Origin of the sequence: Planktotalea arctica, from assembly GCF_002105285.1 — a bacterium.
Classification (GTDB): Bacteria; Pseudomonadota; Alphaproteobacteria; order Rhodobacterales; family Rhodobacteraceae; genus Planktotalea; species Planktotalea arctica.
The window spans coordinates 419,866-444,894 of the sequence record NZ_MUHR01000005.1 but is presented as its reverse complement, the minus strand read 5'-3'; the positions used below and the strand labels follow the sequence as shown (position 1 = coordinate 444,894).

The window sequence follows — 25,029 nt, the reverse complement described above, 5'->3', positions numbered from 1 at the left end:
AATTAGATCACCTCGCCCGCATCGAGCCACTGAAGCAGCGCACTGGCATCCGAAAGCACAGTATCGCGGTGGCCCTCGTCCATACGCTCCCAAGTGCGATACATATTGCCCATGCGCGGATTGCCAGCAAAGCGTTCCTTATGGCGCATTAGAAAATCCCAATAGAGCACGTTGAAAGGGCATGCTGCCTCGCCCGTTTTGTCTTTCACCGAATAGTGGCAGGATTTACAGTAATTGGACATGCGGTTGATGTAGGCTCCGCTAGACACATAAGGTTTTGAGGCGATGATGCCGCCATCCGCAAACTGGCTCATCCCGATAGTGTTGGGCGCTTCGACCCATTCGAAGGCGTCGATATACACCTCCAGATACCACTCATGCACCTGCACTGGATCAATTCCAGCGAGCAGCGCAAAATTGCCGGTGATCATGAGCCGCTGGATGTGGTGCGCATAGGCCTCGTCACGGGTTTGAGCCACCGCTTTGGACATGCAGTGCATTTTCGTTTCCCCGCCCCAATAGAGCGCGGGCAAATCGCGCTTGTGCTCCAGCGCGTTGCGCCCCGTATAATCCGGGCCTTCAAGGAAATAGATACCGCGCACATATTCACGCCAGCCGATGATCTGGCGGATGAACCCCTCAACCGCGTTAATGGGCGCGTGGCCATCGCGGTAGGCCTGCTCTGCCGCTTCGCAGATTTCCAGAGGGCCAAGCAGACCCGCATTCAGATAAGGCGAGAGCACCGCGTGATAGAGGAACTTGTTTTCGCTCAGCATCGCGTCTTGAAAATCGCCAAAGCGCGGGAGGGCATGGGTGATGAAATGCGCCATCGCCCGCAAAGCCTCTTCGCGGGTGGTGGCAAAGTTGAAACCCTCAAGCGCGCCGAAGTGATCAGGGAAACTTGCTGCCACCAAGTCCATAACGTCGCGTGTTGTATCATCCGGTTCGAAGGACAAAGGACCGCTGTAGCTGATCTGGTCAGGTGCGGCCTTGCGGTTGTCGTGATCAAAATTCCACTTGTCGCCGACCGGTTTGCCCCCCTCCATCAGAAGGCCCGTTTTGCGGCGCATATCGCGGTAGAAATATTCCATGCGCAGCGCTTTGCGCCCCTCGGCCCACGCTTCAAATTCGCCGTGCGTCGCGAGGAACCGGTCATCCTCAAGCAGCGTCACTTTGAGCGGTGCTTGCTCCAGCGCGTCAATCAAACGCCACTCGCCCGGGCGCGTCGCGATCACCTCGCGCGCACCGGTTTCCTCTGCGCAGCGCAGTAATTCGGCCGGAATACTTCCACCGTTCTGCGTGTCATCGAGTTGTGAGTAAAGCACCTGCCACCCTGCACCCCGCAGGCTTTGCGCAAATTTGCGCATTGCCGCAAAAATGAACGCGATCTTCTTGGGGTGGTGACGAACATAGGTCGCTTCGCTAAAAACCTCTGCCATGACGATCACGTCGCTGGCTTTGTCAGCCGCGCGCAGGGCAGCGACATCAAGGCTTAGTTGATCGCCGAGGATAAGGATCAGCTTCACCAAGGCACCTCTGCGCCAGACCAATCATAAAACCCGCCGGTTTGAGCAGGGGATAAATCGCTCAGAACATCAAGCAAATGGATTGCCGCCTCCGGTGCAGGCACCGCAGGATGACGCCCCACATATTTTTCTGTAAACGGCGTCTGCACCGTTCCGGGGTGCAGCGCAACGCAGGTCAATTGCTTGTGCGAGCGCGCAAGTTCGATCGACGCGCCGCGCACGATCTGGTTCACCGCTGCTTTCGCAGCACGGTAGGAATGCCACCCCCCCAGCCGATTATCGGTGATCGAACCAACGCGCGCTGACAGCACCGCAACATGCGCGGCGCGGTCACGCGAAGCAAGGCGGGCTGCGTGACGCAGCACCAAGGCGGGCCCGACAGCGTTTACCGCGAACTGATCCAGCATCCCTTGCGCCGTGATGTGTTTCAAAGATTTTTCCGGCTCTGCGCCGTTCACTTCAAGCGCGCCACTGGCCACAACAATCAGATCGAACCGCTGATCAAGTCCGCCAAGCACACGCTCCACCGATGCTTCGTCAGTTACGTCCAAACCGTCACCACTGCGCGAGCGAGCGGTCACAGCCACGCTGCGCACGTCCAATTCGGCGCAAAGCGCCGCGCCAATGCCGCCCGAAGCGCCGATAATAAGTGCATTTTTCCATATCATATGCTCCAGCTAAACCGTGTGCCAAAATGTTCAAACCAAAAAGGGGTTTTCCTTAACCGAAATCGCGGTATAACGATTCTCATGATTACGAATGGCCATATTCAGATTGATGTACAGCGCGCCCGTGCTGCGTCTCTGCTTGGCCTAGCGCTACTGACCAGCCTCTGAGCGTGCCGGATGGCGCGAGCGCTCAGGGGATGACAGATCGCGCCACTTCACCTTAAAAATTCCGGTTCAGACCTTGCACAGGCAAGGCAGATGAAAATGAGACAGACCATGACACATTCCGACAAAGACCGCGTAATCATCTTCGATACGACCCTTCGCGATGGCGAGCAAAGCCCCGGCGCAACGATGACCCATGAGGAAAAGCTCGAAATCGCCGGACTTTTGGACGATATGGGCGTCGATGTTATCGAAGCGGGTTTCCCGATCGCCTCCGAGGGCGATTTTCGCGCCGTAAGCGAGATTGCCCGCCTCTCGCGAAACTCCGTCATTTGCGGCCTTGCACGCGCCAACTTCGGCGACATTGATCGCTGCTGGGAAGCGGTGAAACACGCGGCGCAGCCCCGCATTCACACATTCATCGGAACCTCCGAATTGCACCGCACCATCCCTAATCTCACCATGGACGAAATGGCCGAGCGCATCCACGACACGGTCACCCACGCGCGCAATCTTTGCGACAACGTGCAATGGTCCCCGATGGACGCAACGCGCACGGAGGAAGATTTTCTCTGCCGCACCGTAGAAATCGCGATAAAGGCGGGGGCAACAACGATCAATATTCCCGATACGGTCGGCTACACCGCGCCGCGGGAAAGCGCCGACTTGATCCGTATGTTGATTAATAAAGTGCCCGGCGCGGACCAAGTGATCTTTGCCACCCATTGCCACAATGACCTTGGCATGGCGACGGCGAACTCGCTCGCAGCGGTTGAAGGCGGCGCGCGCCAGATCGAATGCACCATCAACGGGCTTGGCGAGCGCGCGGGCAATACCGCCCTCGAAGAAGTCGTGATGGCGCTGAAAGTACGCGGCGATATCATGCCCTACGCTACGGGAATCGACACGACGAAAATCATGAACATCTCGCGGCGCGTCGCCGCTGTGTCGGGCTTTGCAGTGCAGTTCAACAAGGCAATCGTCGGCAAGAACGCCTTCGCACATGAGAGCGGAATCCATCAGGACGGCATGCTCAAGAACGCGGAAACCTTCGAGATCATGCGCCCCGCCGACGTCGGTTTGTCTGAGACGAATATCGTCATGGGCAAGCATTCGGGCCGCGCGGCGCTTCGCTCCAAATTGGAGAACTTGGGTTTTGAGCTTGGCGATAACCAGCTCAAGGATGTCTTCGTGCGCTTCAAGGAATTGGCGGACCGCAAGAAAGAGATTTTCGACGATGATCTCGTGGCTTTGATGCGCACTTCGGTTGATCCGGAAACTGTGCGCCTCAAGGTCAAATCGCTCCGCGTCGTTTGCGGCACGGACGGCCCTCAGGAAGCCGCTTTGACGATGGTGATTGATGGCGTCGAGGCCTCGACAACAGCTACAGGCGACGGCCCTGTCGATGCCACGTTCAATGCAGTGAAAGACCTGTTCGATCACAACGCGCGTTTACAGCTTTATCAGGTGCATGCCGTCACCGAGGGAACCGATGCGCAGGCAACGGTTTCCGTGCGTTTGGAAGAGGATGGCAGGATCGTCACAGGCCAATCTGCGGATACGGACACAGTTGTGGCCTCGGCCAAAGCCTATGTCAGCGCGCTCAACCGTCTTTTGGTGCGTCGCGAGACGCCAGAAATCGGCTATGACACCAAAGGCGTGAACTACAAAGATGTGTCTTAGACTTCATCTTGCCAAATAAACTCTCGCCGCAGGCGAAACCGAATTTTCCTGAAAATTCGAGCCCTCAGAAAATTTGAAGCCGTCCTTAGTAAAATAGGGGCGGTTTAGCGCTTATTGCGGTACACGCCCCCCTTTTCCCTGCTGCAAAAAAGCATATAAGAGACTTCCGTTCGTGACTTCAGAGTCGCGGACCGTAAACTCATCCTGAACGGGACCGATCACATGGCATTTTGGGACAAAATTTCCGGCCTCTTCACCTCCGATATGGCCATTGATCTCGGTACAGCGAACACGCTGATCTACGTCAAAGGCAAAGGCGTTGTGCTATCCGAGCCTTCTGTGGTCGCCTATCACATCAAGGACGGCGTGAAAAAAGTGCTTGCCGTGGGCGAGGACGCCAAATTAATGCTCGGCCGCACGCCCGGCTCGATCGAGGCGATCCGCCCGATGCGCGAGGGTGTTATCGCAGATTTCGATACAGCCGAAGAAATGATCAAACATTTTATCCGCAAGGTCCACAAACGCTCGACCTTTGCCAAACCCAAGATCATCGTTTGCGTGCCCCACGGCGCGACCCCGGTTGAAAAACGTGCGATTCGCCAATCGGTCCTCTCCGCTGGTGCGCGCCGCGCGGGCCTGATCGCCGAGCCGATTGCAGCCGCGATTGGCGCTGGCATGCCGATCACCGACCCCACGGGCAACATGGTCGTCGATATAGGCGGCGGCACGACAGAGGTCGCGGTCCTTTCCCTTGGCGATATCGTCTATGCGCGTTCTGTACGCGTAGGCGGCGATCGCATGGACGAAGCGATCATCAGCTATTTGCGCCGCCAGCATAACCTGCTCGTCGGCGAGAGCACCGCAGAGCGCATCAAAACCTCCATCGGCACGGCGCGTATGCCCGATGATGGCCGCGGCGCATCCATGCAAATTCGCGGACGCGATTTGCTAAATGGCGTTCCAAAGGAAACCGAGATTTCGCAGGCTCAAATCGCAGAGGCGCTGGCCGAACCCGTGCAACAGATTTGCGAAGCGGTGATGACTGCGCTCGAAGCGACCCCCCCCGACCTGGCGGCGGATATCGTGGATCGCGGCGTTATGCTCACGGGCGGCGGCGCACTGCTTGGAGACCTTGATCTGGCCCTGCGCGAACAGACTGGCCTTGCCGTGTCGATTGCCGACGAGAGCCTGAACTGCGTCGCTCTTGGCACTGGAAAGGCGCTGGAATACGAAAAACAACTGCGCCATGCGATTGATTACGACAGCTAATTTCTGCATCGTAAAACGCGCGGGCATCTAAGCCCTCGCAGCGGAGAACGCCTTGGCCAAAGACCGCGCACAAAGCGAAGACTTCACCGGCCCTCTCAAGCGCTTGCTCGCGGGGGTCGTGATTTTGTGTCTGCTTGCCATTTTTCTAGTCTGGCGCATCGATAGCCCGCGCGTCGAGCGATTTCGCCTTGCGGTAATCGACCGCGTTGTGCCCAGCTTTGATTGGGCGATGGTGCCCGTCACCGCAAGCATCAATCTGCTGCGCGATTTTAAAAGCTACCAGCGTATTTACGAGCAAAACCAAGAACTTCGCCGCGAACTCCAACAGATGAAAAGCTGGAAAGAAGCGGCGTTGCAACTTGAGCAGGAGAACGCCCGCCTGCTCGATCTGAATTCCGTGCGGCTTGATCCACGCCTGACCCATGTGACGGGCGTTGTTATGGCCGACAGCGGCTCGCCCTATCGTCAATCGGTGCTTTTAAATGTGGGGCGGCGCGATGGTGTGCTTGATGGCTGGGCCACCATGGACGGTCTCGGCCTTGTCGGGCGCATCAGCGGCGTGGGCGAGAACGCATCGCGGGTGATCTTGCTTACCGACACCACCAGCCGCATTCCCTCGGTTATTCAGCCCTCGGGCCAGAACGCGATCGTGGTTGGCGATAACACGCGCTCACCGCCGATTGATTTTCTTGAAAACCCCGATCTGGTGCGCCCCGGCGATCGCGTCGTGTCCTCTGGTGATGGCGGCGTATTTCCTGCAGGCCTCGTGATCGGCCAAGTCGCGGAAGACCCCGGCGGACGTTTGCGCGTGCGCCTCTCGGCAGATTACGAGCGGCTCGAATTCCTGCGGGTGCTGCGCAACTATGGTGCCGAACGGATCGAGGACACGGGCCGTTTGATCCGCCCCGAAGAACTGCCCTCCAACCCCGAAGCTGCGCCTGCGCCCGAGCGAGATCAATCAAGCGAGGCAAGCGATGGTTGATCAGCGCCCCTCCCGTGTCTGGCTGATGCGCGGGCTGTATCTATGCCTTTCGCTCTTCATCATTTTCGTGCACCTGCTGCCCCTTGCCAGCGCGCCGAGTAAATGGGCACCCCCCGATTTGATCCTCGCGCTGACCTTTGCCTGGGCCATGCGCCGCCCGGAATATGTGCCTGCACTTTTCGTTGGGGGCGTTGTTTTGCTCGCCGATTTGTTGTTTCAGCGCCCTCCGGGCCTTTCGGCCGCATTGGTGGTGATAGGCGCGGAGACCCTGCGCGCGCGCGCCACCGCAAACCGCAAAATGCCTTATCTGGCAGAATGGATTACCGTTGCGGGTGTCATGATCGGCGTGGCAATCGCCCAGCGCCTTATGCTCTCAATTTTCTTTCTTCCAGCACCCTCGATGAGTTTGGTCTTGATTCAGCTTGGAATGACAATAGCCTTATACCCTATCGTCGTGCTGATTTCACATTTCGCATTCAGCGTGCGCAGACCAGCGCCTGGCGAAGTTGACGCATTGGGGCATAGGTTATGAGACGTTCCGCGAGCGAATCCGCGCAAAGCGCAACCAAGATCACGCGTCGCGGGCTGATCGTAGCTGGGGTGCAGCTGGGTTTCATCGGCATTCTAGGCGCGCGCATGCGCTATATGCAGGTCGAGCAAGCAGATGAGTTTCGTTTGCTTGCTGACGAAAATCGCATCAATATACGCTTGATCCCACCCGCGCGCGGTCAAATCTTCGATCGCAATGGCACAGTGATCGCAGAGAACGAACCAAGCTATCGCATAACCATGGTGCGCGAGGATGCAGGGGACGTGAACACCGTGATTGCGCGGCTCTCGACGTTGGTCGAACTTGACGATGACGATCTAAACCGTGCCTTGGTGGAAATGCAGCGTAGCGCGCCGTTTCTGCCCGTCACCATCGCCGATCGCATCACGTGGGAAGAACTGTCACGCGTCGCCGCAAACGCCCCTGCCCTGCCCGGCATTACGCCAGAGGTCGGCCTGTCGCGGCGTTACCCGCTTGGCGTCGATTTCGCCCATGTCGCGGGCTACGTCGGCCCCGTGAGCCAGCGTGATCTGGACCGGATCGAAGATCCTGATCAACTGCTTCGCATCCCGCGATTTCAGATCGGTAAAGTCGGCGTGGAGGCTAATTACGAGGACTTGCTGCGCGGCAAGGCCGGCGCGAAACGCGTCGAGGTGAATGCGGTCGGGCGCGTCATGCGCGAACTTGACCGACGCGAGGGGAACTCGGGTGCCAACGTGCAACTGACCGTGGATCACAAGTTGCAAAACTACGTGCAGGCCCGCCTTGGCGAGGAAAGTGCGTCAGTGGTGGTCATGGACCTCGAGCGCGGCGATCTGCTCGCCATCGCATCCTCGCCCACTTACGATCCGAACAAATTCGTGCGGGGCATTTCCATCGCAGATTACGCATTTCTGCGCGATAACGACCACCGCCCACTTGCGTCCAAAACGGTGCAGGACGCCTATCCGCCGGGCTCAACGTTCAAGATGGTCACAGCCTTGGCCGCACTCGAAGAAGGGGTCATCACCGCCGAAGATACCGTGCATTGCCCCGGGCATCTGGAAGTCAGCGGTCGCAGATTTCATTGCTGGAAACGTGCAGGCCACGGGCATATGAACCTGGAGCAGTCCCTGCGCGAGAGCTGTGATGTCTATTACTACGATTTGGCGCTCAAGATCGGGATCGAGAAGATTTCAGAGATGGCGCGTAAACTTGGCATGGACGAGCGGCACGACATCCCCATGTCCGCCGTCACCTCAGGCCTTGCGCCGACCAAAGAGTGGAAAAAGCGCACACGCGGTCAGGACTGGGTGATCGGCGATACGGTTAACGCGTCGATCGGACAAGGCTTCGTTTTGTCATCGCCTCTACATCTGGCGGTGATGACCGCGCGCCTTGCCACGGGGCGCAGTGTCACCCCGCGCCTGATCAACACGATCGACGGGATCGCACAGCCCAGCGGCATCGGCGAAGACCTTGGCCTGAGCGAGAACAATCTGCGCAAGATCCGCAAGGCTATGTATACGGTATCCAACAACCGGCGCGGCACCGCTTACGGCAGCCGCATCATCGAGGATGGGTTTCGCATGGCGGGCAAGACCGGAACCAGCCAGGTGCGCAACATCTCCCTTGCAGAGCGCGCGCGCGGCGTGACGCGCAACGAGGATTTGCCATGGGAGCGCCGCGATCACGCGTTGTTCGTGAACTTCGCCCCCTACGACAACCCGGAGATCGCCGTGGCAGTCGTGGTCGAACATGGCGGCGGCGGATCAACTACCGCTGCGCCCATTGCGCGCGATGTGACCTTGCAGGCGCTTTATGGTGATGATCCGCCCTTGTCGGCCTATCCGGCCAAGGATCGCACCCGCGTGCGCGATATGCAAAAGCGCCTACGCGAATTACGTCCGAACACAGACAAAGACGGCAAGAGCCGCGCATGAGTTATCTTGAATATACGGTCAAGACGATCCCTACGGGCCTGTCGAAGGTCTGGTACCTGAATTGGGCCTTGATCGTGCTGTTGAGCACCGTGGCGGGCATCGGGTTCTTGATGCTCTATTCCGTCGCCGGTGGATCGTTCACCCCTTGGGCCGAGCCGCAGATCAAGCGTTTCCTGCTGGGTTTCACCCTTATGTTGATCGTCGCTATGGTGCCGATCTACTTTTGGCGCAACATGGCGGGCCTCGCATATGGCACCTCGATCATTTTGTTGCTCTATGTGGAATTCTTCGGCTCCGTCGGCATGGGCGCGCAGCGCTGGATCAATCTGGGTTTCATGCGGCTGCAACCCTCCGAGTTGATGAAAATCGCACTGGTGATGCTCTTGGCGGCCTATTACGACTGGCTGCCACTGAGCCGTACCTCACGGCCGCTTTGGGTCGCGATACCCGTTGTCATAATCTTGCTCCCTACAATGCTGGTGCTGCGCCAACCCGACCTTGGAACGGCACTATTGCTGCTCTCTGGAGGCGGGCTTTTAATGTTTATGGCGGGCGTGCACTGGGCCTATTTTGCGGCGGTGATCGCCAGCGGTATCGGCCTCATCGCCGCCGTTTTCCAAAGCCGCGGGACCGAGTGGCAATTGCTCAAGAACTACCAGTTCCGCCGCATCGACACGTTTCTGGACCCTGCAAGCGATCCGCTTGGCGCCGGCTATCACATCACCCAAAGCAAGATCGCGCTAGGTTCGGGTGGCTGGACGGGGCGCGGCTTTATGCAAGGCACGCAATCGCGGCTGAACTTTTTGCCCGAGAAACACACGGATTTTATCTTCACCACGCTGGCGGAAGAATTCGGCTTTATCGGGGCTTTTTCGCTCTTACTACTTTATACCCTGATCATTCTGTTTTGCGTGGTGTCCGCGCTCAATAACAAGAACCGCTTTGCCGCACTCTTGACTCTGGGCATCGCGGCCACGTTCTTTTTGTTCTTCGCAGTGAATATGTCGATGGTGATGGGCCTTGCGCCCGTGGTCGGCGTGCCGCTCCCGTTGGTAAGTTATGGAGGTTCTGCAATGCTCATTCTGCTCCTTGGTTTTGGCCTTGTCCAAAGCGCCCATGTGCATCGGCCACGATGATGGCTGTGCAAGTGCTTTTTGCGGCCAAGCCCGCGCGCTGGGTTGAATATGAAGCGCCCCTGAGGCGTGCTTTGAAAGAAGCAGGGATCGAGGCGACGATCGCCTGTGATCTGCCGGCGCAAACCGTAGAGTATATCGTCTATGCCCCGAATTCAGACGTGCAGGATTTCTCGGTTTTCCCAAAGCTGAAAGCAGTTTTGAACCTCTGGGCCGGCGTCGAGACCGTCGCGCCCAACCCGACCCTGAACGTGCCCTTGGCGCGCATGGTCGATCATGGTTTGACCCAAGGCATGAAGGAATGGGTCAGCGGTCATGTGCTGCGCCACCATCTTGGAATAGACGCGCATATCATCAATCCTGATCACCTTTGGCAGGCCATCGCGCCGCCCTTGGCGCAGGATCGCGCCGTGACGATCTTGGGTCTGGGCGAACTTGGCGCGGTTTGCGCGCAGACCTTGGCCACATTCGGGTTTCAGGTTTCCGGCTGGAGCCGCAGCCAGAAATCTATCAAGGGCGTAACCTGCTACAGTCGGAAAGACGGATTGAAGGCCGCGTTGAGCGGCGCGGAAATTGTTGTGCTTTTGCTCCCAGATACACCCGCAACCGAAAATGCGCTCGATGCGGAGAGCCTAAGCTGGCTCGCCAAAGGCGCGGCGATTATCAACCCCGGGCGTGGCCCTTTGATTGACGACGAAGCGCTTTTGGACGCGCTTGATAGCGGCCAGATCGGCCATGCGACGCTGGATGTGTTTCGCGTTGAACCTTTGCCACAGGATCACCCTTTCTGGGCACATCCAAACGTGACTGTCACACCGCATATCGCGTCTGAAACACGCACATGGACGGCGAGCCAATGCGTTGCCGAAAACATCCGGCGCGGCGAGGCAGGCGCGCCGCTTTTGCACCTTGTGGATCGTAGCGCCGGGTATTAACGCAAAATCGGCGGCTTGGCAGGATCAGAGCCGGGCGCAGCCCGAACGACTTGTGCGCGCTCTTCCAGTTTGGGCAACTCGAAACGCAGGCCAACCTTGGACATCGCCGCCGCCATTGGGTCACTGGCGGAGAAGAAACCAACATCAATACTACCCGCCTCGATGCCAGAAAAGGTCAGCGCCTCACCTGCCGCTTTCGCCAATGCGCCCTCTGCACCCTCAACTGTGCCGACAAAGCCGAGCAAATGCCCTTTTGAGCCACCCTCGTAATGCACGGCAACCAGATAGGCGTTGCTCGCAAGGCCCGCGGTTGTCGCCAGTTTTGCATCAAGTGCGATCAACAGGGCTTCGGGCAAATCTTTTGGCGCATAGAGCTCTTCGGCCCTAGCTTCGACTTCATCTGGGCTGTGAGCCAGCGTCTCAGAAAGCCAATTGACGGCTTCGGGCGGGATCAAGTTCTGCGATGTTGCCACTTCAAGGTTCACACCAAGGCCAATCCCCTGCCCCACAAGCATCTGGGTGATCACCCGGCCAGAGAGCGCAACATAAGGTGCAGCCTTGCCAACGAAGCTGGACAGGCGTTCCTCCCGATCGAAAACCAGCACAAAACTGGCATCGCCCAGATCGAAGATTTCGGGGCTGATTTGATCGCCGCTCCCCTCTTTGGTGAGCAGCAGGAACAACTCGCTGTCGGACAGGCGCTCGTAATAGCGCAGGCGCGCATTGTCGTCACCAGGCGCAGCTTCCATCGCGGCGTGGGCAATATCAAGGGGAGTTAGTTCGCTCATGTCAGCACCTCTTGTACCCGCGCGCGAAGGACTGGGAGAAGATCAGCCTCGAACCACGGGTTTTTCTTGAGCCATGCGGTATTGCGCCATGAGGGATGCGGCAAGGGGAAAACCACTGGCGCGTGGGATTTCCAACCAAGCACGGTCTGCGTTACGCCCTCTTTACTCTCTAGATGCCATTTCATCGCATGCCCCCCGATAAGCAAGGTCAGCGGCACATCGCCCAAATGGGACATGAGATCGCTGCGCCACGTGCGTGCGCAAATCGGCGGCGGCGGCAAATCACTGCCCTTGGCATCATAACCGGGAAAACAAAACGCCATCGGCGCGATCGCAATGCGACTGCGGTCATAGAACTGCGCAGTGTTCAGCCCGAGCCAGCCGCGCAAACGATCCCCGGAGGGATCACTAAAGGGAAGTCCGCTTGCCTGCACGCGCGCGCCGGGCGCTTGGCCCGCGATCAAGATACGCGGCGCACTTGCAGCATCAAGCCAAAGCACGGGGCGCGGTTCGTGCCCCGTCGCAGTTTGCGCAAAACGCGCAGCACACAGGCGGCAATTTGCGATACCGCCCTGTAGATCACGCAGGCCTTGCAGCATGTTCATCGCGCCGCACCCGCGCGCTTTGCACGGTTCATGCGAGCCAAATTCTGCCAATCCCTCCCCAGAGGGGCCTTTTTCATACAGTTTCCCATTCCACCTGCGACGCTTTACCTACAAGGATTGAAACGATTACTGATGATGTGACATAGTGTCGTCAAAATTGGCACATAAAGAATGCTTAATACACCTGGTATATGGGTGGGCGGCAGAGCAGCCGGATAGGTGAATGTTAGAATTCGAAAACGTCAGCAAGTCCTTTTGGACCGGGACGCAGCGCAAGGTTATCCTTGATCGTGTGTCGTTTCGTGTGGAGCTTGGTCGCTCCATAGGCATTCTTGCGCCCAACGGCACAGGCAAGACGACGTTGGTGAACATGATGGCCGGACTTGAAAAACCGGACGAGGGCGAGATACGCAAGACCTGCAAAATCTCGTTTCCGCTAGGGTTCATGGGCGGCGTGATCACTAAACACACGGCGATGGAAAATTCGCGATATATTGCGCGTCTTTACGGGCTTGATCCCGACTATGTCGAAGCGTTCTGCCGCTGGCTTTGTGGGCTTGGCGAGTATTTCGACCAGCCGCTCGGCACCTATAGCTCGGGCATGCGCGCGCGCTTTACCTTCGCGCTGCTGCTCGCGCTTGATTTCGACATGTACCTCATCGATGAGGGCATGCCCAATTCGACCGATGTGGAGTTCAACCGTAAGGCAGGCGAAATCCTGCGCGAGCGGCTGCGCACCACAACAATCATCATCGTCTCGCATCAGGCCGAGACATTGGAACGATTCGCAGCCTCTGCTGCTGTTTTAATAAACGGCAAGCTAGAGATGTTTGACACCTTGGAAGAAGCGAAACAGCTCTATGACTACGAAACCCAAGGCTAAAAAGTTCCGCATCAAGCGGACAGGCTCACTTGCGGATGAACAATCTGCATCTCAAGCGGCGGCCCCTGCTGCCCCTAGCCCTGTGCGCCCGTCACCCAGTGCCGCGGCTGCGCCAGTGAGACCACAACACGCACCGCCCCGGCAAAACGCTGCGCCGCCCACGGCGCAATCCCAAGCGCAGCCCGCAGGGCAAGCGATGGGGCGCATTCAACCTGTGAAACAAGCCATGCCTTCAGCTGCGCCGCAGGCGCAAGCGCGCGCAGGGTTGGTCTCTTCGGCCGCCGAAGTTAGCGCAGAGCAAGATATCGACGAGATCAAACGCGAAGGTCTTACTGGCCGACAGCTGCGCATGGCGCGCCGCGCTGCGCAAAAATACGGGCTAGCGCCTACGTCGGATTATGACGCTGTACGCCAATTGCGCACGCGTGGCATCGATCCGTTCCAGCGCACCAACATGTTGGAACTGGTCGTTCCAGGCGAGGGCAAGAGCAATGGCGGGTCTTCCGCCACACAGCCGCTGATGCCGCAGGACCCGACGCTAGAGCCGATCAACCTGCCGCAAACCATGTCGGCAAGTGCCAATATGCCCACCCATCCCGAGGGACCCAGCCCCGCGGAGCGGCGCGCTGAAGAAATTTCACAAATCCAGCGCGATATCGCAAAACGTCGCCGTCGCAAGCTCGCACTTTTGTTCACGCGGCTCGGGTTTTTCGTGTTTCTGCCAACACTGATCGTGGCCTACTATTATTACGCAATCGCAACCCCGATGTATGCGACCAAATCCGAATTTCTGATCTTGAAGGCCGAAACCTCGGGGGGGGCCATGGGTGGCCTACTTTCAGGGACCCAATTCGCGACCAACCAGGACGCGATTGCCGTGCAATCCTATCTGACGTCCAAGGATGCAATGCTGCGCCTAGATGCAGATGTAGGGTTTAACGCGCATTTCATGAATCCAGAAATCGACGCAATTCAACGCCTTGAAGCAGATCCCTCGACCGAGGACGCCTATAAAATCTACAAAAAGGCGATCGAAATTGGCTATGATCCGACCGAAGGCGTGATCAAAATGGAAGTGATCGCAGCCGATCCCGTGTTAAGCGCCGAATTCTCGAAAGCGCTGATCAGCTACGCGGAAGAGCGCGTGGACAACCTGTCTTTGCGTAAGCGGGAAAATCAGGTTGCCGATGCGGAGATGAGTTTCCGAAACGCTGACAAAGAACGCCGAGAAGCGCAGGAACGCATGGTGCGTCTGCAACAAGAAGGCAATATTCTGGATCCCGAGGGCAAGATTGCGTCCTTACGCAGCCAAATCAACAATATTGAAGTACAAGTGCAGGAAAAAGAACTGCAACTGGCCGCGCTTCTGGACAATAACCGCCCCAACCGTGCCAAGGTCGAGGGAGCGCAGGGCGATGTGCGCCGCTTCCGTGCCTTGCTGGATCGGTTGAACGATCAGATGACCAATGCGAGTCAGGGCGAAAATTCACTGGCTGAACTTGCCTCGCAGATCCAGCTCGCACAGGCCGATGTGGCCACGCGCGATTTAATGCTTGCTTCTGCCTTGGAGCAGCTGGAACAGACCCGGCGCGAGGCGGCTTCGCAAGCGCGCTACCTGACGACTAGCGTAGAGCCTGTTCCGAGCGAAGACCCAACTTATCCGCGTAAATTCGAGAATTCCATTCTGGCGTTCCTTGTCTTTGCTGGCATTTATCTCATGATCTCGCTGACCGCGTCGATCCTTCGTGAACAGGTTTCCTCCTAGTATGAAAACACTTGATATTGGCGGTTTGACCGTCGGAAATGCGGCCCCCCTGACCATCATCGCGGGGCCGTGCCAGTTGGAAAGCGCGGATCACGCGCAGATGATCGCGGGCACGATGAAAGAAGCCTGCGACGCCGTCGGTGCGCAATATATATTCAAGGCTTCGTACGACAAAGCCAATCGCACGTCGCTTTCCGGCATACGTGGTTTGGGCATCGAAAAAGGCCTGCAAGTGCTCAGCGACCTGCGCAGCGCGATGGGCATTCCCGTGCTGACAGACGTCCACAGCGAGGCCCAATGCGCGCCCGCGGCAGCGGCAGTCGATGTCTTGCAAATACCCGCCTTTCTGTGTCGCCAGACCGATATGTTGATCGCGGCGGGCAATACGGGTGCGGTGATCAATGTTAAAAAGGGGCAGTTTCTGGCCCCTTGGGAAATGCCCAATATCGTGGACAAGCTGGAAAGTACCGGCAACAAGCGCATCATGCTCACCGAGCGCGGCACGTCTTTTGGCTATAATACGCTCGTGGCGGATATGCGCGGACTGCCCCAAATGGCCCAAACAGGTTATCCTGTGGTGATGGATGCGACCCACTCTGTACAGCAGCCCGGTGGGCGCGGCGGATCATCAGGCGGGCAACGCGAATTCGCGCCGGTGATGGCGCGCGCAGCCGTTGCAATCGGCGTGGCAGCTGTCTTCATGGAAACCCATCAGGACCCTGACAATGCGCCCTGCGACGGGCCAAACATGATCTACCTAGAACAGATGCCTAAACTTCTCAGCACATTGATGAAACTAGACGAGGTTGCAAAAGCGCATCCCGTCGAGATTTGAGTAAAATATATTATGACCAAACCAGCTTCTTTCGTTTCCCAGAATACCTGGGAATTCCTGCGCGACGCAATGATCACACCGACCGGTTTTCGTGAATATGACGCACGTTGGAAATATCCCGATGACATCAATCTGCCGGGCATCACTGCACTTGGCCTAGGCCTTGGCACACAAATGCGCCGTCGCGGGATCGCGCCGGTGATTGCTGTTGGAAATGATTACCGCGAATATTCGCTGTCGATCAAAAACGCTTTGATGCTTGGGCTGATGCAGGCGGGTATTCACGTCAAAGACATCGGCCCGGCCCTCTCCCCGATGGCCTATTTTGCGCAGTTCCACCTTGATGCACCCGCTGTCGCCATGGTCACGGCAAGCCATAATCCAAACGGTTGGACAGGGGTCAAAATGGGCTTTGAGCGTCCTTTGACCCACGGCCCCGACGAGATGAACGAGCTGCGTGATATCGTGCTGAACGGCGAGGCAGAAGCTGCGCCCGGCGGTGGATATGAGTTCATCCACGGTGTACGCGAAGCCTATCTCGACGATCTGGCCGGTGGCTTCAAAATGAGCCGTAAGATCAAGGTCGTCTGTGCCACCGGCAACGGAACTGCCAGCGCCTTTGCCCCCGAATTGTTCGAACGGATCGGTGTAGAGGTCGTGCCAAGCCACAATGCGCTGGATTACAATTTCCCCCATTACAACCCAAACCCCGAAGCGATGGAAATGCTGCATGATATGTCGGATTCAGTCAAAGCCTCCGGCGCAGATTTTGCGCTTGGCTTTGATGGCGACGGCGATCGTTGCGGCGTCGTAGATGACGAGGGCGAGGAAATTTTCGCAGATAAAGTCGGCGTCATCATGGCGCGCGATCTGAGCAAGATTTACCCCAATTCGACCTTCGTCGCGGATGTGAAATCAACAGGCCTGTTTGCGTCTGATCCCGAGTTGATCAAAAACGGGGCCAAAGCAGATTACTGGAAAACGGGCCACAGCCACATGAAACGCCGCGTCAAGGAAATTGGCGCGCTCGCAGGGTTTGAAAAGTCAGGTCACTACTTCCTCGCCGAACCGGTGGGGCGCGGCTACGATTGCGGCATGCGCGTCGCAGTCGAAATCTGCAAATTGATGGATCGAAACCCGGACATGTCAATGTCTGATCTGCGCAAAGCGCTGCCTGTGACCTACGCGACCCCCACAATGTCACCTTATTGCGCAGATGAAGAAAAATATGTCGTACTTGAACGTTTGGTTGCCAAATTGGTCGCAAAGGCCAACGCCGGCGAACAGCTTGGTGGACGCGATATCGCACAAGTCGTGACCGTGAATGGCGCGCGCGTAATTCTCGACAATGGCTCTTGGGGGTTGGTACGGGCAAGCTCGAACACGCCCAATCTGGTCGTGGTTTGCGAAAGCTCCGAGAGCGATGCAGAAATGCGCGCGATTTTTGCCGATATCGACGCGGTGATCCGCACGGAGCCATTGGTCGGTGAATACGATCAAACGATCTGAGCCACTTTGGCACGCAGACAAGCAAAACCTGCCGTCTTATACGGCGCGCAAACATTCATTTGATGCAGGAACAAAGCAATGACAGTACAAGTTTTTGGCCATAAATCCCCCGACACCGACAGCACTGGCTCTCCCCTGATCTGGGCATGGTATATGTCCGAGATCAAAGGTACGCCTGCCGAAGCAAAACTACTGGGTGAGCCAAATACGGAGGCGAATTTCCTGCTGAAGCGCTGGAACCTCACCAAGCCGGACATCATTTCAGACGTCGAGGCCGGCGCGCCCTGTGTGATCGTGGACACTAACAATCCAGCAGAGTTGCCTGCCGCGATCAATGAGGCCAACGTTCAGGCGATCATCGATCACCATGCTCTGATCGGCGGCATCAAGACCAAAGGCCCGATCGACATAACGATCCGCCCGCTGGCCTGCACCGCGACGATCATGGTTGATCTTATGGGCGCAGATGCCGCGAAGATGCCCGAAGCAATGAAGGGTGCGGCGCTGACCTGCATCCTGTCAGACACGCTGGAGTTCCGCAGCCCGACCACAACGCCCCATGACCGCGAAGTTGCCGAAAAACTGGCTAGTGATCTGGGCATAGACATTCCCTCCTATGCCGCTGAAATGTTCGCAGCGAAATCTGACGTTTCGAGCTTTTCCGACGCCGAATTACTGCGCATGGATTCCAAGGAATATGAAGTCGAGGGCACGAAATTCCGCGTCTCCGTGCTTGAAACCACATCACCTGCGACGGTTCTGGATCGCAAGGACAGTCTGATGGAGACAATGAAAAGCGTCGCGTCCGAAGATGGCGTCGATCAGGTTCTCTTGTTCGTCGTCGATATTCTGAACGAGCAGAGCACGCTGTTGGTGCCCAACGATCTGGTGAAATCCGTCGCCGCCGCCTCTTTTGGCGCGGATGCGAGCGGCAATATGCTGGTACTCCCCGGCGTGGTCAGCCGCAAAAAGCAGATCATCCCGAACCTCAAGCTTTAAGCAGCAACATACTGCGCGCGCCCAGAGGGGTGCGCGCCAAAAGGAAAGAGGAAGGGGTGCCGTTTTTGCGGCGCTTCGTATAAGCAGGGTTAAACGTTGCTTAAAGGCCTGCCCTATGACCCAGATTATCCCAAACCTCGGCGAAATTTCTCATCAATATGACGCGCTTTTCGTGGACCTTTGGGGTTGCGTGCATAACGGCGTGAAGGCCCTGCCAGAGGCGGTTGCAGCGTTGCAAACCTATCGCAGTGGCGGTGGAAAGGTCGTGCTGGTCACCAACTCACCACGCCCGCGCGCCGGGGTAATGAAGCAATTGATCCATTTCGGCGTACCGGACGATTCATGGGACACGATCGCCACATCCGGAGATTCTGCGCGCTCGGCCATGTATCGCGGTGTCGTGGGGGAAAAAGTCTATTTCATCGGCGAGCACCGCGATCAGGATTTTTTCAAGCCACTCGACATTCTGGAGAACCCTGTCGATATCCGGCAGGTCCCGCTTGAAGAGGCCGAAGGCATCGTTTGCGCAGGTCCGTTCGATCCGATGGCCGAACCCGAGGTCATGCGTCCGCAATTTCTATATGCCAAACAAAAGGGATTGAAATTGCTTTGCGCCAATCCCGATATCGTCGTGGATCGCGGAGAGGCGCGGGAGTGGTGCGCAGGCGCCCTGGCCGCGCTGTACACGGAAATGGGCGGCGAGAGCCTGTACTTCGGCAAGCCGCATCCCCCGATATACGATCTGGCGCGCCGCCGTTTGAGCGCTCTTGGCACGCCCATTGCCGATGATCGCATTCTGGCAATAGGCGACGGCATATTAACCGACATCTCGGGGGCCATGGGCGAAGATATCGATTCTTTATTCATCACGGGTGGCCTTGCCCGCGAAGAGACCAAAACGTCGCAGGACCCGGATGTAGAGGCGTTAAACCTTTATTTGCAAAAGGAAATGGCGGCACCCACCTATGCGATCGGCTTTCTAAGGTAGGATTTTTCTCTTGCCACATGCTGCATTTGCAAAGTAATAAAATTTCAACAAGCGCCCTGCAGGGGGCTTTTTATTACAACGCCAATCCAGATGGAGGGTCTCATGTTGGATAATCTGCCACGCGGAACGATCTGTATCGAAGATATCGAAATGGGCATGGTGCGCCATTTGCGCAAAGTCGTCACCGACCGTGATATCGAAATGTTTGCTGAAGTGTCCACAGATCGCAACCCCGTGCATCTGGATGATGACTATGCGCAGGACACGATTTTTGAGGGGCGCATCGCCCACGGCATGCTGACCGCAGGTCTGATTTCAGCAGTGATCGGCGAGCAATTACCCGGTCATGGCACTGTCTATATGGGTCAATCACTCAAGTTTCTTGGCCCTGTGCGCCCCGGAGATATGGTGCATGCAGAGGTCGAAGTGATCGACATCGAACATGGCAAACGCCGCGTTAAGCTGGATTGCCGCTGCATGGTGAACGGCAAGAAAGTTCTTATCGGCGAAGCGACAGTTCTCGCGCCCAGCCGCAAGTTCGACTGAACCCGCGCACACACCCTTGCGCATCGCTTTTTGCCGCTTTAGGCCAGAGCCATGCGCATTATTCGTGACTATACCTTTCTTGATCCTGATGCCCGCGGCGCAAGCGCTGCGATTGGCAACTTTGATGGCGTCCACATCGGTCATCAAGCGGTGATCGACATTGCCCGCAAGGCCGGTGAAGCGATCGCTGCGCCCCTCGGCGTACTGACGTTTGATCCGCACCCCCGAGAATATTTCGCGCGAGAAGAAATGCCTTTTCGCTTAATGGGCCCAACCGCCAAGGCCAGCCGGTTGGAGAAAGTCGGCGTCGAGCAGCTGTATCAGCTCAACTTCAATGCCGCGCTCGCCGCGCTCAGCCCCGAAGAATTCGCCCTGCGCGTTATCCATGAAGGCCTTGGCCTGCGCCATGTGGTCGTCGGAGCTGACTTCTGCTTTGGGCATGGGCGCGCTGGAAAGGCAGAAGATTTGCAGCACTTTGGCGAAGAGCTCGGGTTCGGCGTCACCATTGCAGAGCTGATCGAGGGCACGCAGGGACAGATTTCCTCGACCCGGATCAGAGAAGCATTAAGCGATGGAAAGCCGCGCGACGCCGCTAAAATGCTGGGCCATTGGCACCGCATAGAGGGCACCGTGATCGGCGGCGAGCAGCGCGGACGCGAGCTTGGCTATCCGACTGCGAATATGTCCATCGACGGGCTACATCCACCGCGTTTTGGCGTTTATGCAGTGCTGGTCGATGTTCAAAACGGGCCGCACAAAGGGCGCTATCATGGCGTCGCATCGTTAGGCGTGCGCCCGATGTTTGGCGAGAACCGCGCGAATTTGGAAACTTTTGTGTTTGATTTCTCTGGCGATCTTTATGGTGCAACCTTGTCGATCGCATTGGTAGAGTACCTGCGCGGCGAGGAAAAATTCGACGGGCTTGACGCGCTGATCACGCAGATGGATTCGGATAGCGATCAATCCCGCAAGATATTGGCCGCCCTATGAGCGATGATCCAATTGAACGCGACGGTTTAGGACCGCGCTTTTGGGAGCGCAAAAAAATGAGCCAGCTGTCCCAAAAAGAATGGGAAGCACTTTGTGATGGCTGCGGAAAATGTTGCCTGAACAAGCTGGAGGACGAAGACAGCGGAGAAGTGGCGCTGACCAAGGTCGCCTGCCGCCTGCTCGACGACAGCACGTGCCGGTGCGCGCAATATGACATTCGCCATCAATTCGTGCCGGAGTGCATTGTGATGACGCCAAAAAATATCACAGAGCATTTGTATTGGATGCCACAGACCTGCGCCTATCGGCTGGTGTACGAGGGGCGTCCGCTGGAAAACTGGCATCCGCTGATTTCTGGAAACGCCCAAAGCGTGCACGACGCGGGCGTGTCCGTGCAAGGGATTACCGTACCGGAGTTCGAGGTCGACGAAGACGACTGGGAAGAGCATATAATCGAGGAGCCGATCTGATGTTTTTTGCATCTGACAACGCAGGGCCAATCCACCCCGAAGTGCTTGAGGCCCTCGCACGCGCGAATGAAGGCTATGCGATGCCCTATGGCGCAGACGCGGGAACCCAGCGCGTTCAAGCACAGATTCGCGAGATATTCGAGGCACCGGACGCAATGGTGCATTTACTCGCCACGGGTACAGCTGCAAATTCCATCGCACTGGCCTGCATGTGCGCGCCCTACGAGACTGTATTTTGCTCAAGCGTTGCACATATCCACGAGGACGAATGCAGCGCGCCAGAATTCTATTCGGGTGGCGCAAAACTCACACTCGTACCATGCGACGTGGACAAAATGCGCCCCGATGACCTGCGCGCCTCGATTGCAGCAGAAGGCACGCGCGGCGTGCATGGCCCACAGCGCGGCGCGGTGTCGATCACTCAGGTGGCTGAAAAAGGCTCTGTGCATTCGCTTGATGAACTGCGCGCCCTTGTGAATGTTACAAAAGAATTCAATCTGCCTGTGCATCTGGACGGTGCGCGCTTTGCCAACGCGCTCGCGACGCTTGGTTGTTCAGCGGCGGAAATGACATGGAAACTTGGTATTGATGCTGTCAGTTTCGGCGGCACCAAGAACGGCCTGATGGGCGTCGAAGCGGTTATCTTCTTTGATCCCAAAAAATCTTGGGAATTCGAGCTGCGCCGCAAACGCGGAGCGCATTTGTTCTCCAAGGGCCGGTATCTATCCGCGCAGATGGAAGCCTATCTGGCGAATGGCCTCTGGCTCACCAGTGCGGTAAAGGCCAACGCCAATATGGCCCGTTTGTCAAATGAGTTGCGCGGTTTAGAAGGTGTGAGTTTCCTTGCGGAGCCTGATGCCAACATGGTGTTCGCATGGATGCCACGCGCAGTGCACCAGCGCTTGCACAATGGCGGCGCGGTCTATTATCTGATGCAGGGTAACCTTGAAGGCGATGACCCCAATGAGCCGCTGCTTTGCCGTTTGGTCAGCGACTGGTCCATTTCGCGGGGCCAGATTGATCAGTTCATTGCCCTTGCGCGCGGCTGACAAACTGCAATATTTCGCGCGCGATCGCTTCGGGGCGCGTGAGAGGCACCATATGGCCACCGTCGGAAACACGCACACGTTCCGAATTAGGAATGCGGCGCGCAAGCCCGTCGCAAACGGCCTCCATCACGGGTCCGCCCTTGCAGCCGTCGATGATTAGCGTCGGAGCCATAATCTGCTCCAGCTTGCCGGAAGAAATCAGATCATAGGGGTCCTCGTTGACCGCGCGGCTGCCAGCAACGATAAGATGAATGCGATCCGAAATCGCCTTACGGCTTTCGTCGCTCAGACTGTTCCAAGCGCGGCCATCGCCATAAAATTCGGTGAAAATTTGCGCAGCGCGCTCGCGCTCTCCGGCCTCCATGGCGCGGTAGAACGCGCCCATATCACGCGTAAGAATGGCGCTGGCCTCCGGGTTATCTGCCCTGCCGACCGCCATCATTACGGGTTCCAGCAGTGTCATCGTACGCACCATGCCCGGGCGCTCTACAGCAAGCCGGAGCGCGACGGTGCCGCCAAAACTATGGCCAATGATATCCATCGGCTCGGTCAAGAGATCGAGCGCCATTTCGGTAACGCGATCTTGCAAATCACCGGCGTCATCCCAATCAGCGGCCCGCCCATGGCCGGGTTGATCAAAACTGGTCAGGCTCAGCGCGCCACCCACGGCAGCGCCAAGCTTGCCATACACGCCGCCATGGGCAAGCGAGCAATGCAGCAAAAGTCCCTTTCGAGGCCCAAAGCCGTATGTATGCAGGTAGCTCGGATGTCCGGCCAGAACGCGCTTCACCATGGGTTAAAGATCGCCCGACAAATAGGCATCCAGATCATCGAGGCGATCCTGACCCCAGAATCGCTGATCCGTGTCCGTGACATAAAATGGCGCACCGAAAGCGCCTGCGTTCACGGCCTCTTCCAAGTTCCCCGCGTAGGTTTCCGCCGAGGTCAGCATATCCTTATCCGCCAGCGCCGGATCAAAACCCGCCTCGCTCAGGCAGTCGCGCACGATATCGTCTTGCGAAACGTCCTTGTCATCGACCCAAATAGAGCGGCCGATGGCGTGGATCAACTTGCCCATATCACCGCCGCCTGCATTGCTTGCTGCGATAATCGCATAGCACGAAGGCGCCGCGTTCATCGGCCAGTGGGCAGGTTTCATGTTGAGCGGCAGACCGGATTTTTTGGCCTGGCGCGGCAATTCTTGAGCGCGGTAGGACATGCGATTGGGGTGGCGATCTTTTGGCAACTGACCACCCGTGCGCAAAAACAGTGCAGGCAGATCAAGGGGCTTATAGTTAATCTGCGCGCCGTGCTTTACCGCAATCTTCTCCAAACGCGTGCCTGCGAGGTAGGCATAGGGCGAAAGGGTCGAAAAATAGTAGTCAATATGAGGCATCTGGTCTCTCCTGGGGGGCTGACGCAGGCTGTGCGCTTTGCTGCACGGTAGAGCCATGCTAAGCGGTGTCAACCTCGCGATTCTCATACATAAATCCTTAGCGCGAGGACAGGCAGCCAAGGACCTTGCTCATGCCCAATCTCACCGATCCCAAGCTCATTTCAGGTAACGCAAACAAGCCGCTCGCAGAAGCGATCGCCAGGCGCATGTCCATGCACCGCGGCATGAGCGTCGGCCTTGTCGATGCCCGCGTCGAACGGTTCAACGATGGTGAGATATTCGTTGAAATGTTCGAAAACGTGCGCGGCGAGGATGTTTTCATCATTCAGCCCACGTCCAACCCTGCCAACGATAACCTGATGGAACTGCTGATCATGGCAGACGCGCTGCGCCGCTCTTCTGCGCAGCGTATCACGGCCGTCATTCCCTATTTCGGCTACGCCCGCCAAGATCGCCGCACCAAAGCTCGCACGCCGATCACCGCCAAGCTGGTCGCAAATATGCTGGTTGAGGCTGGCATCGAGCGTATTTTGACCATGGACCTGCACGCTGCGCAAATTCAGGGTTTCTTCGATATTCCCGTGGACAACCTCTACGCCTCACCAATCTTCGCCCTCGATATTATGACCAATTTCAAGGATCAAATGTCCGATGTCATGGTCGTTTCCCCCGATGTAGGCGGCGTTGCGCGTGCGCGTGAATTGGCCAAGCGGATCAATGCGCCCCTCTCCATCGTGGACAAGCGCCGCGAGAAGGCTGGCGAAGTCGCCGAAATGACGATCATCGGCAATGTCGAGGGCAAAACCTGCATCATCGTGGACGACATGTGTGACACGGCTGGCACGCTATGCAAGGCGGCTGAAGTGCTGCTGGAAAACGGCGCGAAGGAAGTGCATTCCTATATCACACACGGCGTGATGAGCGGCCCTGCTGTTGAACGTGTGACCAATTCCGTAATGAAATCGCTGGTGATCACCGACACGATCCAAGCGAGCGACGCGGTGAAGGCCTGCCCGAATATCCGCATCGTACCCACCGCGCCAATGTTTGCACAGGCGACACTAAATATCTGGAACGGCACTTCGGTTTCGTCGCTCTTCGAAATGGAGACGTTGGGACCAATCTATGAAGGGCTTTATACTGTCTAGAAGCGCTTGAAGGCCTGCACAATCGCGCCATCTCAGCCGATTGTTCAGGCCTTCAGATACGCCCAGTAGGCAAACATAACCACCAAAACGATGACGATCTGGGCGACCATCGCCTTGATCAGGAATTTGGTGCGTTTCAGGTCCTTGTCGACATCAATCTTCTTCATGGGCTGTCCTTCGCGCGAAAGCGGGGCAATTCTCACTTTCGTTGATTTAGGTATCTGC

General features: G+C 57.3%; 25 protein-coding genes. 18 read left to right on the top strand and 7 right to left on the bottom strand.

What is annotated here, in order from left to right:
• Positions 1-2 precede the first annotated feature (2 nt).
• Entirely contained in the window at positions 3-1,529 is a 1,527-nt protein-coding gene (locus B9P63_RS06770) for a cryptochrome/photolyase family protein (protein ID WP_085307774.1), read from the bottom strand.
• Positions 1,523-2,194 carry an SDR family NAD(P)-dependent oxidoreductase gene (locus B9P63_RS06765; RefSeq protein ID WP_085307773.1) on the bottom strand — a complete coding sequence of 224 codons (672 nt, stop codon included), beginning with the start codon at positions 2,192-2,194 and terminating at the stop codon, positions 1,523-1,525. The genes B9P63_RS06770 and B9P63_RS06765 overlap by 7 nt, the downstream gene beginning before the upstream one ends.
• Before the next feature lie 276 nt (positions 2,195-2,470).
• On the opposite strand from B9P63_RS06765, the gene B9P63_RS06760 reads away from it, so the two are divergent.
• The 7 genes from B9P63_RS06760 (at position 2,471) to B9P63_RS06730 (ending at position 10,833) form a co-directional block, all read left to right on the top strand.
• Positions 2,471-4,042: a 2-isopropylmalate synthase gene (locus tag B9P63_RS06760; RefSeq protein WP_085307909.1), complete on the top strand. Its 1,572-nt coding sequence runs from the start codon at positions 2,471-2,473 to the stop codon at positions 4,040-4,042.
• A 222-nt stretch (positions 4,043-4,264) separates the two neighbouring features.
• Positions 4,265-5,311 carry a rod shape-determining protein gene (locus B9P63_RS06755; RefSeq protein ID WP_085307772.1) on the top strand — a complete coding sequence of 349 codons (1,047 nt, stop codon included), beginning with the start codon at positions 4,265-4,267 and terminating at the stop codon, positions 5,309-5,311.
• A 52-nt stretch (positions 5,312-5,363) separates the two neighbouring features.
• Complete coding sequence (mreC, locus tag B9P63_RS06750) at positions 5,364-6,293, top strand: rod shape-determining protein MreC (RefSeq protein WP_085307771.1); 930 nt, start codon at positions 5,364-5,366, stop codon at positions 6,291-6,293.
• Positions 6,286-6,825: a rod shape-determining protein MreD gene (locus B9P63_RS06745; RefSeq protein WP_085307770.1), complete on the top strand. Its 540-nt coding sequence runs from the start codon at positions 6,286-6,288 to the stop codon at positions 6,823-6,825. Before mreC ends, B9P63_RS06745 begins: the two co-directional genes overlap by 8 nt.
• Positions 6,822-8,765, top strand: coding sequence for a penicillin-binding protein 2 (gene mrdA, locus B9P63_RS06740; RefSeq protein ID WP_085307769.1), 1,944 nt, complete (start codon positions 6,822-6,824; stop codon positions 8,763-8,765). Before B9P63_RS06745 ends, mrdA begins: the two co-directional genes overlap by 4 nt.
• The gene (rodA, locus tag B9P63_RS06735; RefSeq protein ID WP_085307768.1) at positions 8,762-9,901 is read left to right on the top strand and encodes a rod shape-determining protein RodA; all 1,140 of its coding nucleotides are present in this window, start codon (positions 8,762-8,764) and stop codon (positions 9,899-9,901) included. The genes mrdA and rodA overlap by 4 nt, the downstream gene beginning before the upstream one ends.
• The gene (locus tag B9P63_RS06730; RefSeq protein WP_085307908.1) at positions 9,901-10,833 is read left to right on the top strand and encodes a 2-hydroxyacid dehydrogenase; all 933 of its coding nucleotides are present in this window, start codon (positions 9,901-9,903) and stop codon (positions 10,831-10,833) included. Before rodA ends, B9P63_RS06730 begins: the two co-directional genes overlap by 1 nt.
• Here the strand turns inward: B9P63_RS06730 and B9P63_RS06725 are convergent.
• Together B9P63_RS06725 and B9P63_RS06720 are read right to left on the bottom strand one after the other, a co-directional pair.
• On the bottom strand, positions 10,830-11,621 hold the full coding sequence (locus B9P63_RS06725) for an SseB family protein (protein WP_085307767.1): 792 nt from the start codon (positions 11,619-11,621) through the stop codon (positions 10,830-10,832). The genes B9P63_RS06730 and B9P63_RS06725 overlap by 4 nt on opposite strands.
• Entirely contained in the window at positions 11,618-12,226 is a 609-nt protein-coding gene (locus tag B9P63_RS06720) for a uracil-DNA glycosylase family protein (RefSeq protein WP_085307907.1), read from the bottom strand. The genes B9P63_RS06725 and B9P63_RS06720 overlap by 4 nt, the downstream gene beginning before the upstream one ends.
• A gap of 223 nt (positions 12,227-12,449) precedes the next feature.
• Between B9P63_RS06720 and B9P63_RS06715 the strand changes: the two genes are divergently transcribed.
• From B9P63_RS06715 to B9P63_RS06670, 10 genes are all read left to right on the top strand, one after another.
• Entirely contained in the window at positions 12,450-13,109 is a 660-nt protein-coding gene (locus tag B9P63_RS06715) for an ABC transporter ATP-binding protein (protein WP_085307766.1), read from the top strand.
• On the top strand, positions 13,087-14,874 hold the full coding sequence (locus B9P63_RS06710; protein WP_085307765.1) for a capsule biosynthesis protein: 1,788 nt from the start codon (positions 13,087-13,089) through the stop codon (positions 14,872-14,874). The genes B9P63_RS06715 and B9P63_RS06710 overlap by 23 nt, the downstream gene beginning before the upstream one ends.
• A 1-nt stretch (position 14,875) precedes the next feature.
• A complete protein-coding gene (gene kdsA / locus B9P63_RS06705; RefSeq protein WP_085307764.1) occupies positions 14,876-15,709 on the top strand; it encodes a 3-deoxy-8-phosphooctulonate synthase in 834 nt (277 codons plus the stop codon).
• A gap of 12 nt (positions 15,710-15,721) precedes the next feature.
• Positions 15,722-17,218, top strand: coding sequence for a phosphomannomutase/phosphoglucomutase (locus B9P63_RS06700; RefSeq protein ID WP_085307763.1), 1,497 nt, complete (start codon positions 15,722-15,724; stop codon positions 17,216-17,218).
• Between the two features lie 78 nt (positions 17,219-17,296).
• Positions 17,297-18,217, top strand: a complete 921-nt coding sequence (locus B9P63_RS06695; protein ID WP_085307762.1) for a manganese-dependent inorganic pyrophosphatase — start codon at positions 17,297-17,299, stop codon at positions 18,215-18,217.
• A gap of 115 nt (positions 18,218-18,332) precedes the next feature.
• Complete coding sequence (locus tag B9P63_RS06690) at positions 18,333-19,205, top strand: TIGR01459 family HAD-type hydrolase (RefSeq protein WP_085307761.1); 873 nt, start codon at positions 18,333-18,335, stop codon at positions 19,203-19,205.
• Positions 19,206-19,307: 102 nt separating this feature from the next.
• Positions 19,308-19,751, top strand: a complete 444-nt coding sequence (locus tag B9P63_RS06685; RefSeq protein ID WP_085307906.1) for a MaoC family dehydratase — start codon at positions 19,308-19,310, stop codon at positions 19,749-19,751.
• 51 nt (positions 19,752-19,802) lie between these two features.
• Positions 19,803-20,741 carry a bifunctional riboflavin kinase/FAD synthetase gene (locus B9P63_RS06680; protein WP_085307760.1) on the top strand — a complete coding sequence of 313 codons (939 nt, stop codon included), beginning with the start codon at positions 19,803-19,805 and terminating at the stop codon, positions 20,739-20,741.
• Complete coding sequence (locus B9P63_RS06675) at positions 20,738-21,211, top strand: YcgN family cysteine cluster protein (RefSeq protein WP_085307759.1); 474 nt, start codon at positions 20,738-20,740, stop codon at positions 21,209-21,211. The genes B9P63_RS06680 and B9P63_RS06675 overlap by 4 nt, the downstream gene beginning before the upstream one ends.
• Positions 21,211-22,260, top strand: coding sequence for a threonine aldolase family protein (locus B9P63_RS06670; RefSeq protein ID WP_085307758.1), 1,050 nt, complete (start codon positions 21,211-21,213; stop codon positions 22,258-22,260). Before B9P63_RS06675 ends, B9P63_RS06670 begins: the two co-directional genes overlap by 1 nt.
• On the opposite strand, the gene B9P63_RS06665 is transcribed toward B9P63_RS06670, so the two are convergent.
• Entirely contained in the window at positions 22,238-23,053 is an 816-nt protein-coding gene (locus B9P63_RS06665) for an alpha/beta fold hydrolase (protein ID WP_085307757.1), read from the bottom strand. The two genes, B9P63_RS06670 and B9P63_RS06665, sit on opposite strands and share 23 nt — an antisense overlap.
• A 3-nt stretch (positions 23,054-23,056) precedes the next feature.
• Positions 23,057-23,656, bottom strand: a complete 600-nt coding sequence (locus B9P63_RS06660; protein ID WP_085307756.1) for a 2-hydroxychromene-2-carboxylate isomerase — start codon at positions 23,654-23,656, stop codon at positions 23,057-23,059.
• A 131-nt stretch (positions 23,657-23,787) separates the two neighbouring features.
• On the opposite strand from B9P63_RS06660, the gene B9P63_RS06655 reads away from it, so the two are divergent.
• Entirely contained in the window at positions 23,788-24,804 is a 1,017-nt protein-coding gene (locus B9P63_RS06655; protein WP_085307755.1) for a ribose-phosphate pyrophosphokinase, read from the top strand.
• A 44-nt stretch (positions 24,805-24,848) separates the two neighbouring features.
• On the opposite strand, the gene B9P63_RS19535 is transcribed toward B9P63_RS06655, so the two are convergent.
• Complete coding sequence (locus tag B9P63_RS19535; RefSeq protein ID WP_281252314.1) at positions 24,849-24,971, bottom strand: hypothetical protein; 123 nt, start codon at positions 24,969-24,971, stop codon at positions 24,849-24,851.
• Between the last annotated feature and the right edge of the window lie 58 nt (positions 24,972-25,029).

Coding starts and splice junctions, on each gene's coding strand:
- B9P63_RS06765 (WP_085307773.1), bottom strand. CDS start 2,194: ATGATATGGAAAAATGCACTTATTATCGGCGCTTCGGGCGGCATTGGC.
- B9P63_RS06760 (WP_085307909.1), top strand. CDS start 2,471: ATGACACATTCCGACAAAGACCGCGTAATCATCTTCGATACGACCCTT.
- B9P63_RS06755 (WP_085307772.1), top strand. CDS start 4,265: ATGGCATTTTGGGACAAAATTTCCGGCCTCTTCACCTCCGATATGGCC.
- B9P63_RS06745 (WP_085307770.1), top strand. CDS start 6,286: ATGGTTGATCAGCGCCCCTCCCGTGTCTGGCTGATGCGCGGGCTGTAT.
- mrdA (WP_085307769.1), top strand. CDS start 6,822: ATGAGACGTTCCGCGAGCGAATCCGCGCAAAGCGCAACCAAGATCACG.
- rodA (WP_085307768.1), top strand. CDS start 8,762: ATGAGTTATCTTGAATATACGGTCAAGACGATCCCTACGGGCCTGTCG.
- B9P63_RS06730 (WP_085307908.1), top strand. CDS start 9,901: ATGGCTGTGCAAGTGCTTTTTGCGGCCAAGCCCGCGCGCTGGGTTGAA.
- B9P63_RS06725 (WP_085307767.1), bottom strand. CDS start 11,621: ATGAGCGAACTAACTCCCCTTGATATTGCCCACGCCGCGATGGAAGCT.
- B9P63_RS06720 (WP_085307907.1), bottom strand. CDS start 12,226: ATGAACATGCTGCAAGGCCTGCGTGATCTACAGGGCGGTATCGCAAAT.
- B9P63_RS06715 (WP_085307766.1), top strand. CDS start 12,450: ATGTTAGAATTCGAAAACGTCAGCAAGTCCTTTTGGACCGGGACGCAG.
- B9P63_RS06710 (WP_085307765.1), top strand. CDS start 13,087: ATGACTACGAAACCCAAGGCTAAAAAGTTCCGCATCAAGCGGACAGGC.
- kdsA (WP_085307764.1), top strand. CDS start 14,876: ATGAAAACACTTGATATTGGCGGTTTGACCGTCGGAAATGCGGCCCCC.
- B9P63_RS06700 (WP_085307763.1), top strand. CDS start 15,722: ATGACCAAACCAGCTTCTTTCGTTTCCCAGAATACCTGGGAATTCCTG.
- B9P63_RS06695 (WP_085307762.1), top strand. CDS start 17,297: ATGACAGTACAAGTTTTTGGCCATAAATCCCCCGACACCGACAGCACT.
- B9P63_RS06690 (WP_085307761.1), top strand. CDS start 18,333: ATGACCCAGATTATCCCAAACCTCGGCGAAATTTCTCATCAATATGAC.
- B9P63_RS06685 (WP_085307906.1), top strand. CDS start 19,308: ATGTTGGATAATCTGCCACGCGGAACGATCTGTATCGAAGATATCGAA.
- B9P63_RS06680 (WP_085307760.1), top strand. CDS start 19,803: ATGCGCATTATTCGTGACTATACCTTTCTTGATCCTGATGCCCGCGGC.
- B9P63_RS06675 (WP_085307759.1), top strand. CDS start 20,738: ATGAGCGATGATCCAATTGAACGCGACGGTTTAGGACCGCGCTTTTGG.
- B9P63_RS06670 (WP_085307758.1), top strand. CDS start 21,211: ATGTTTTTTGCATCTGACAACGCAGGGCCAATCCACCCCGAAGTGCTT.
- B9P63_RS06665 (WP_085307757.1), bottom strand. CDS start 23,053: ATGGTGAAGCGCGTTCTGGCCGGACATCCGAGCTACCTGCATACATAC.
- B9P63_RS06660 (WP_085307756.1), bottom strand. CDS start 23,656: ATGCCTCATATTGACTACTATTTTTCGACCCTTTCGCCCTATGCCTAC.
- B9P63_RS06655 (WP_085307755.1), top strand. CDS start 23,788: ATGCCCAATCTCACCGATCCCAAGCTCATTTCAGGTAACGCAAACAAG.
- B9P63_RS19535 (WP_281252314.1), bottom strand. CDS start 24,971: ATGAAGAAGATTGATGTCGACAAGGACCTGAAACGCACCAAATTCCTG.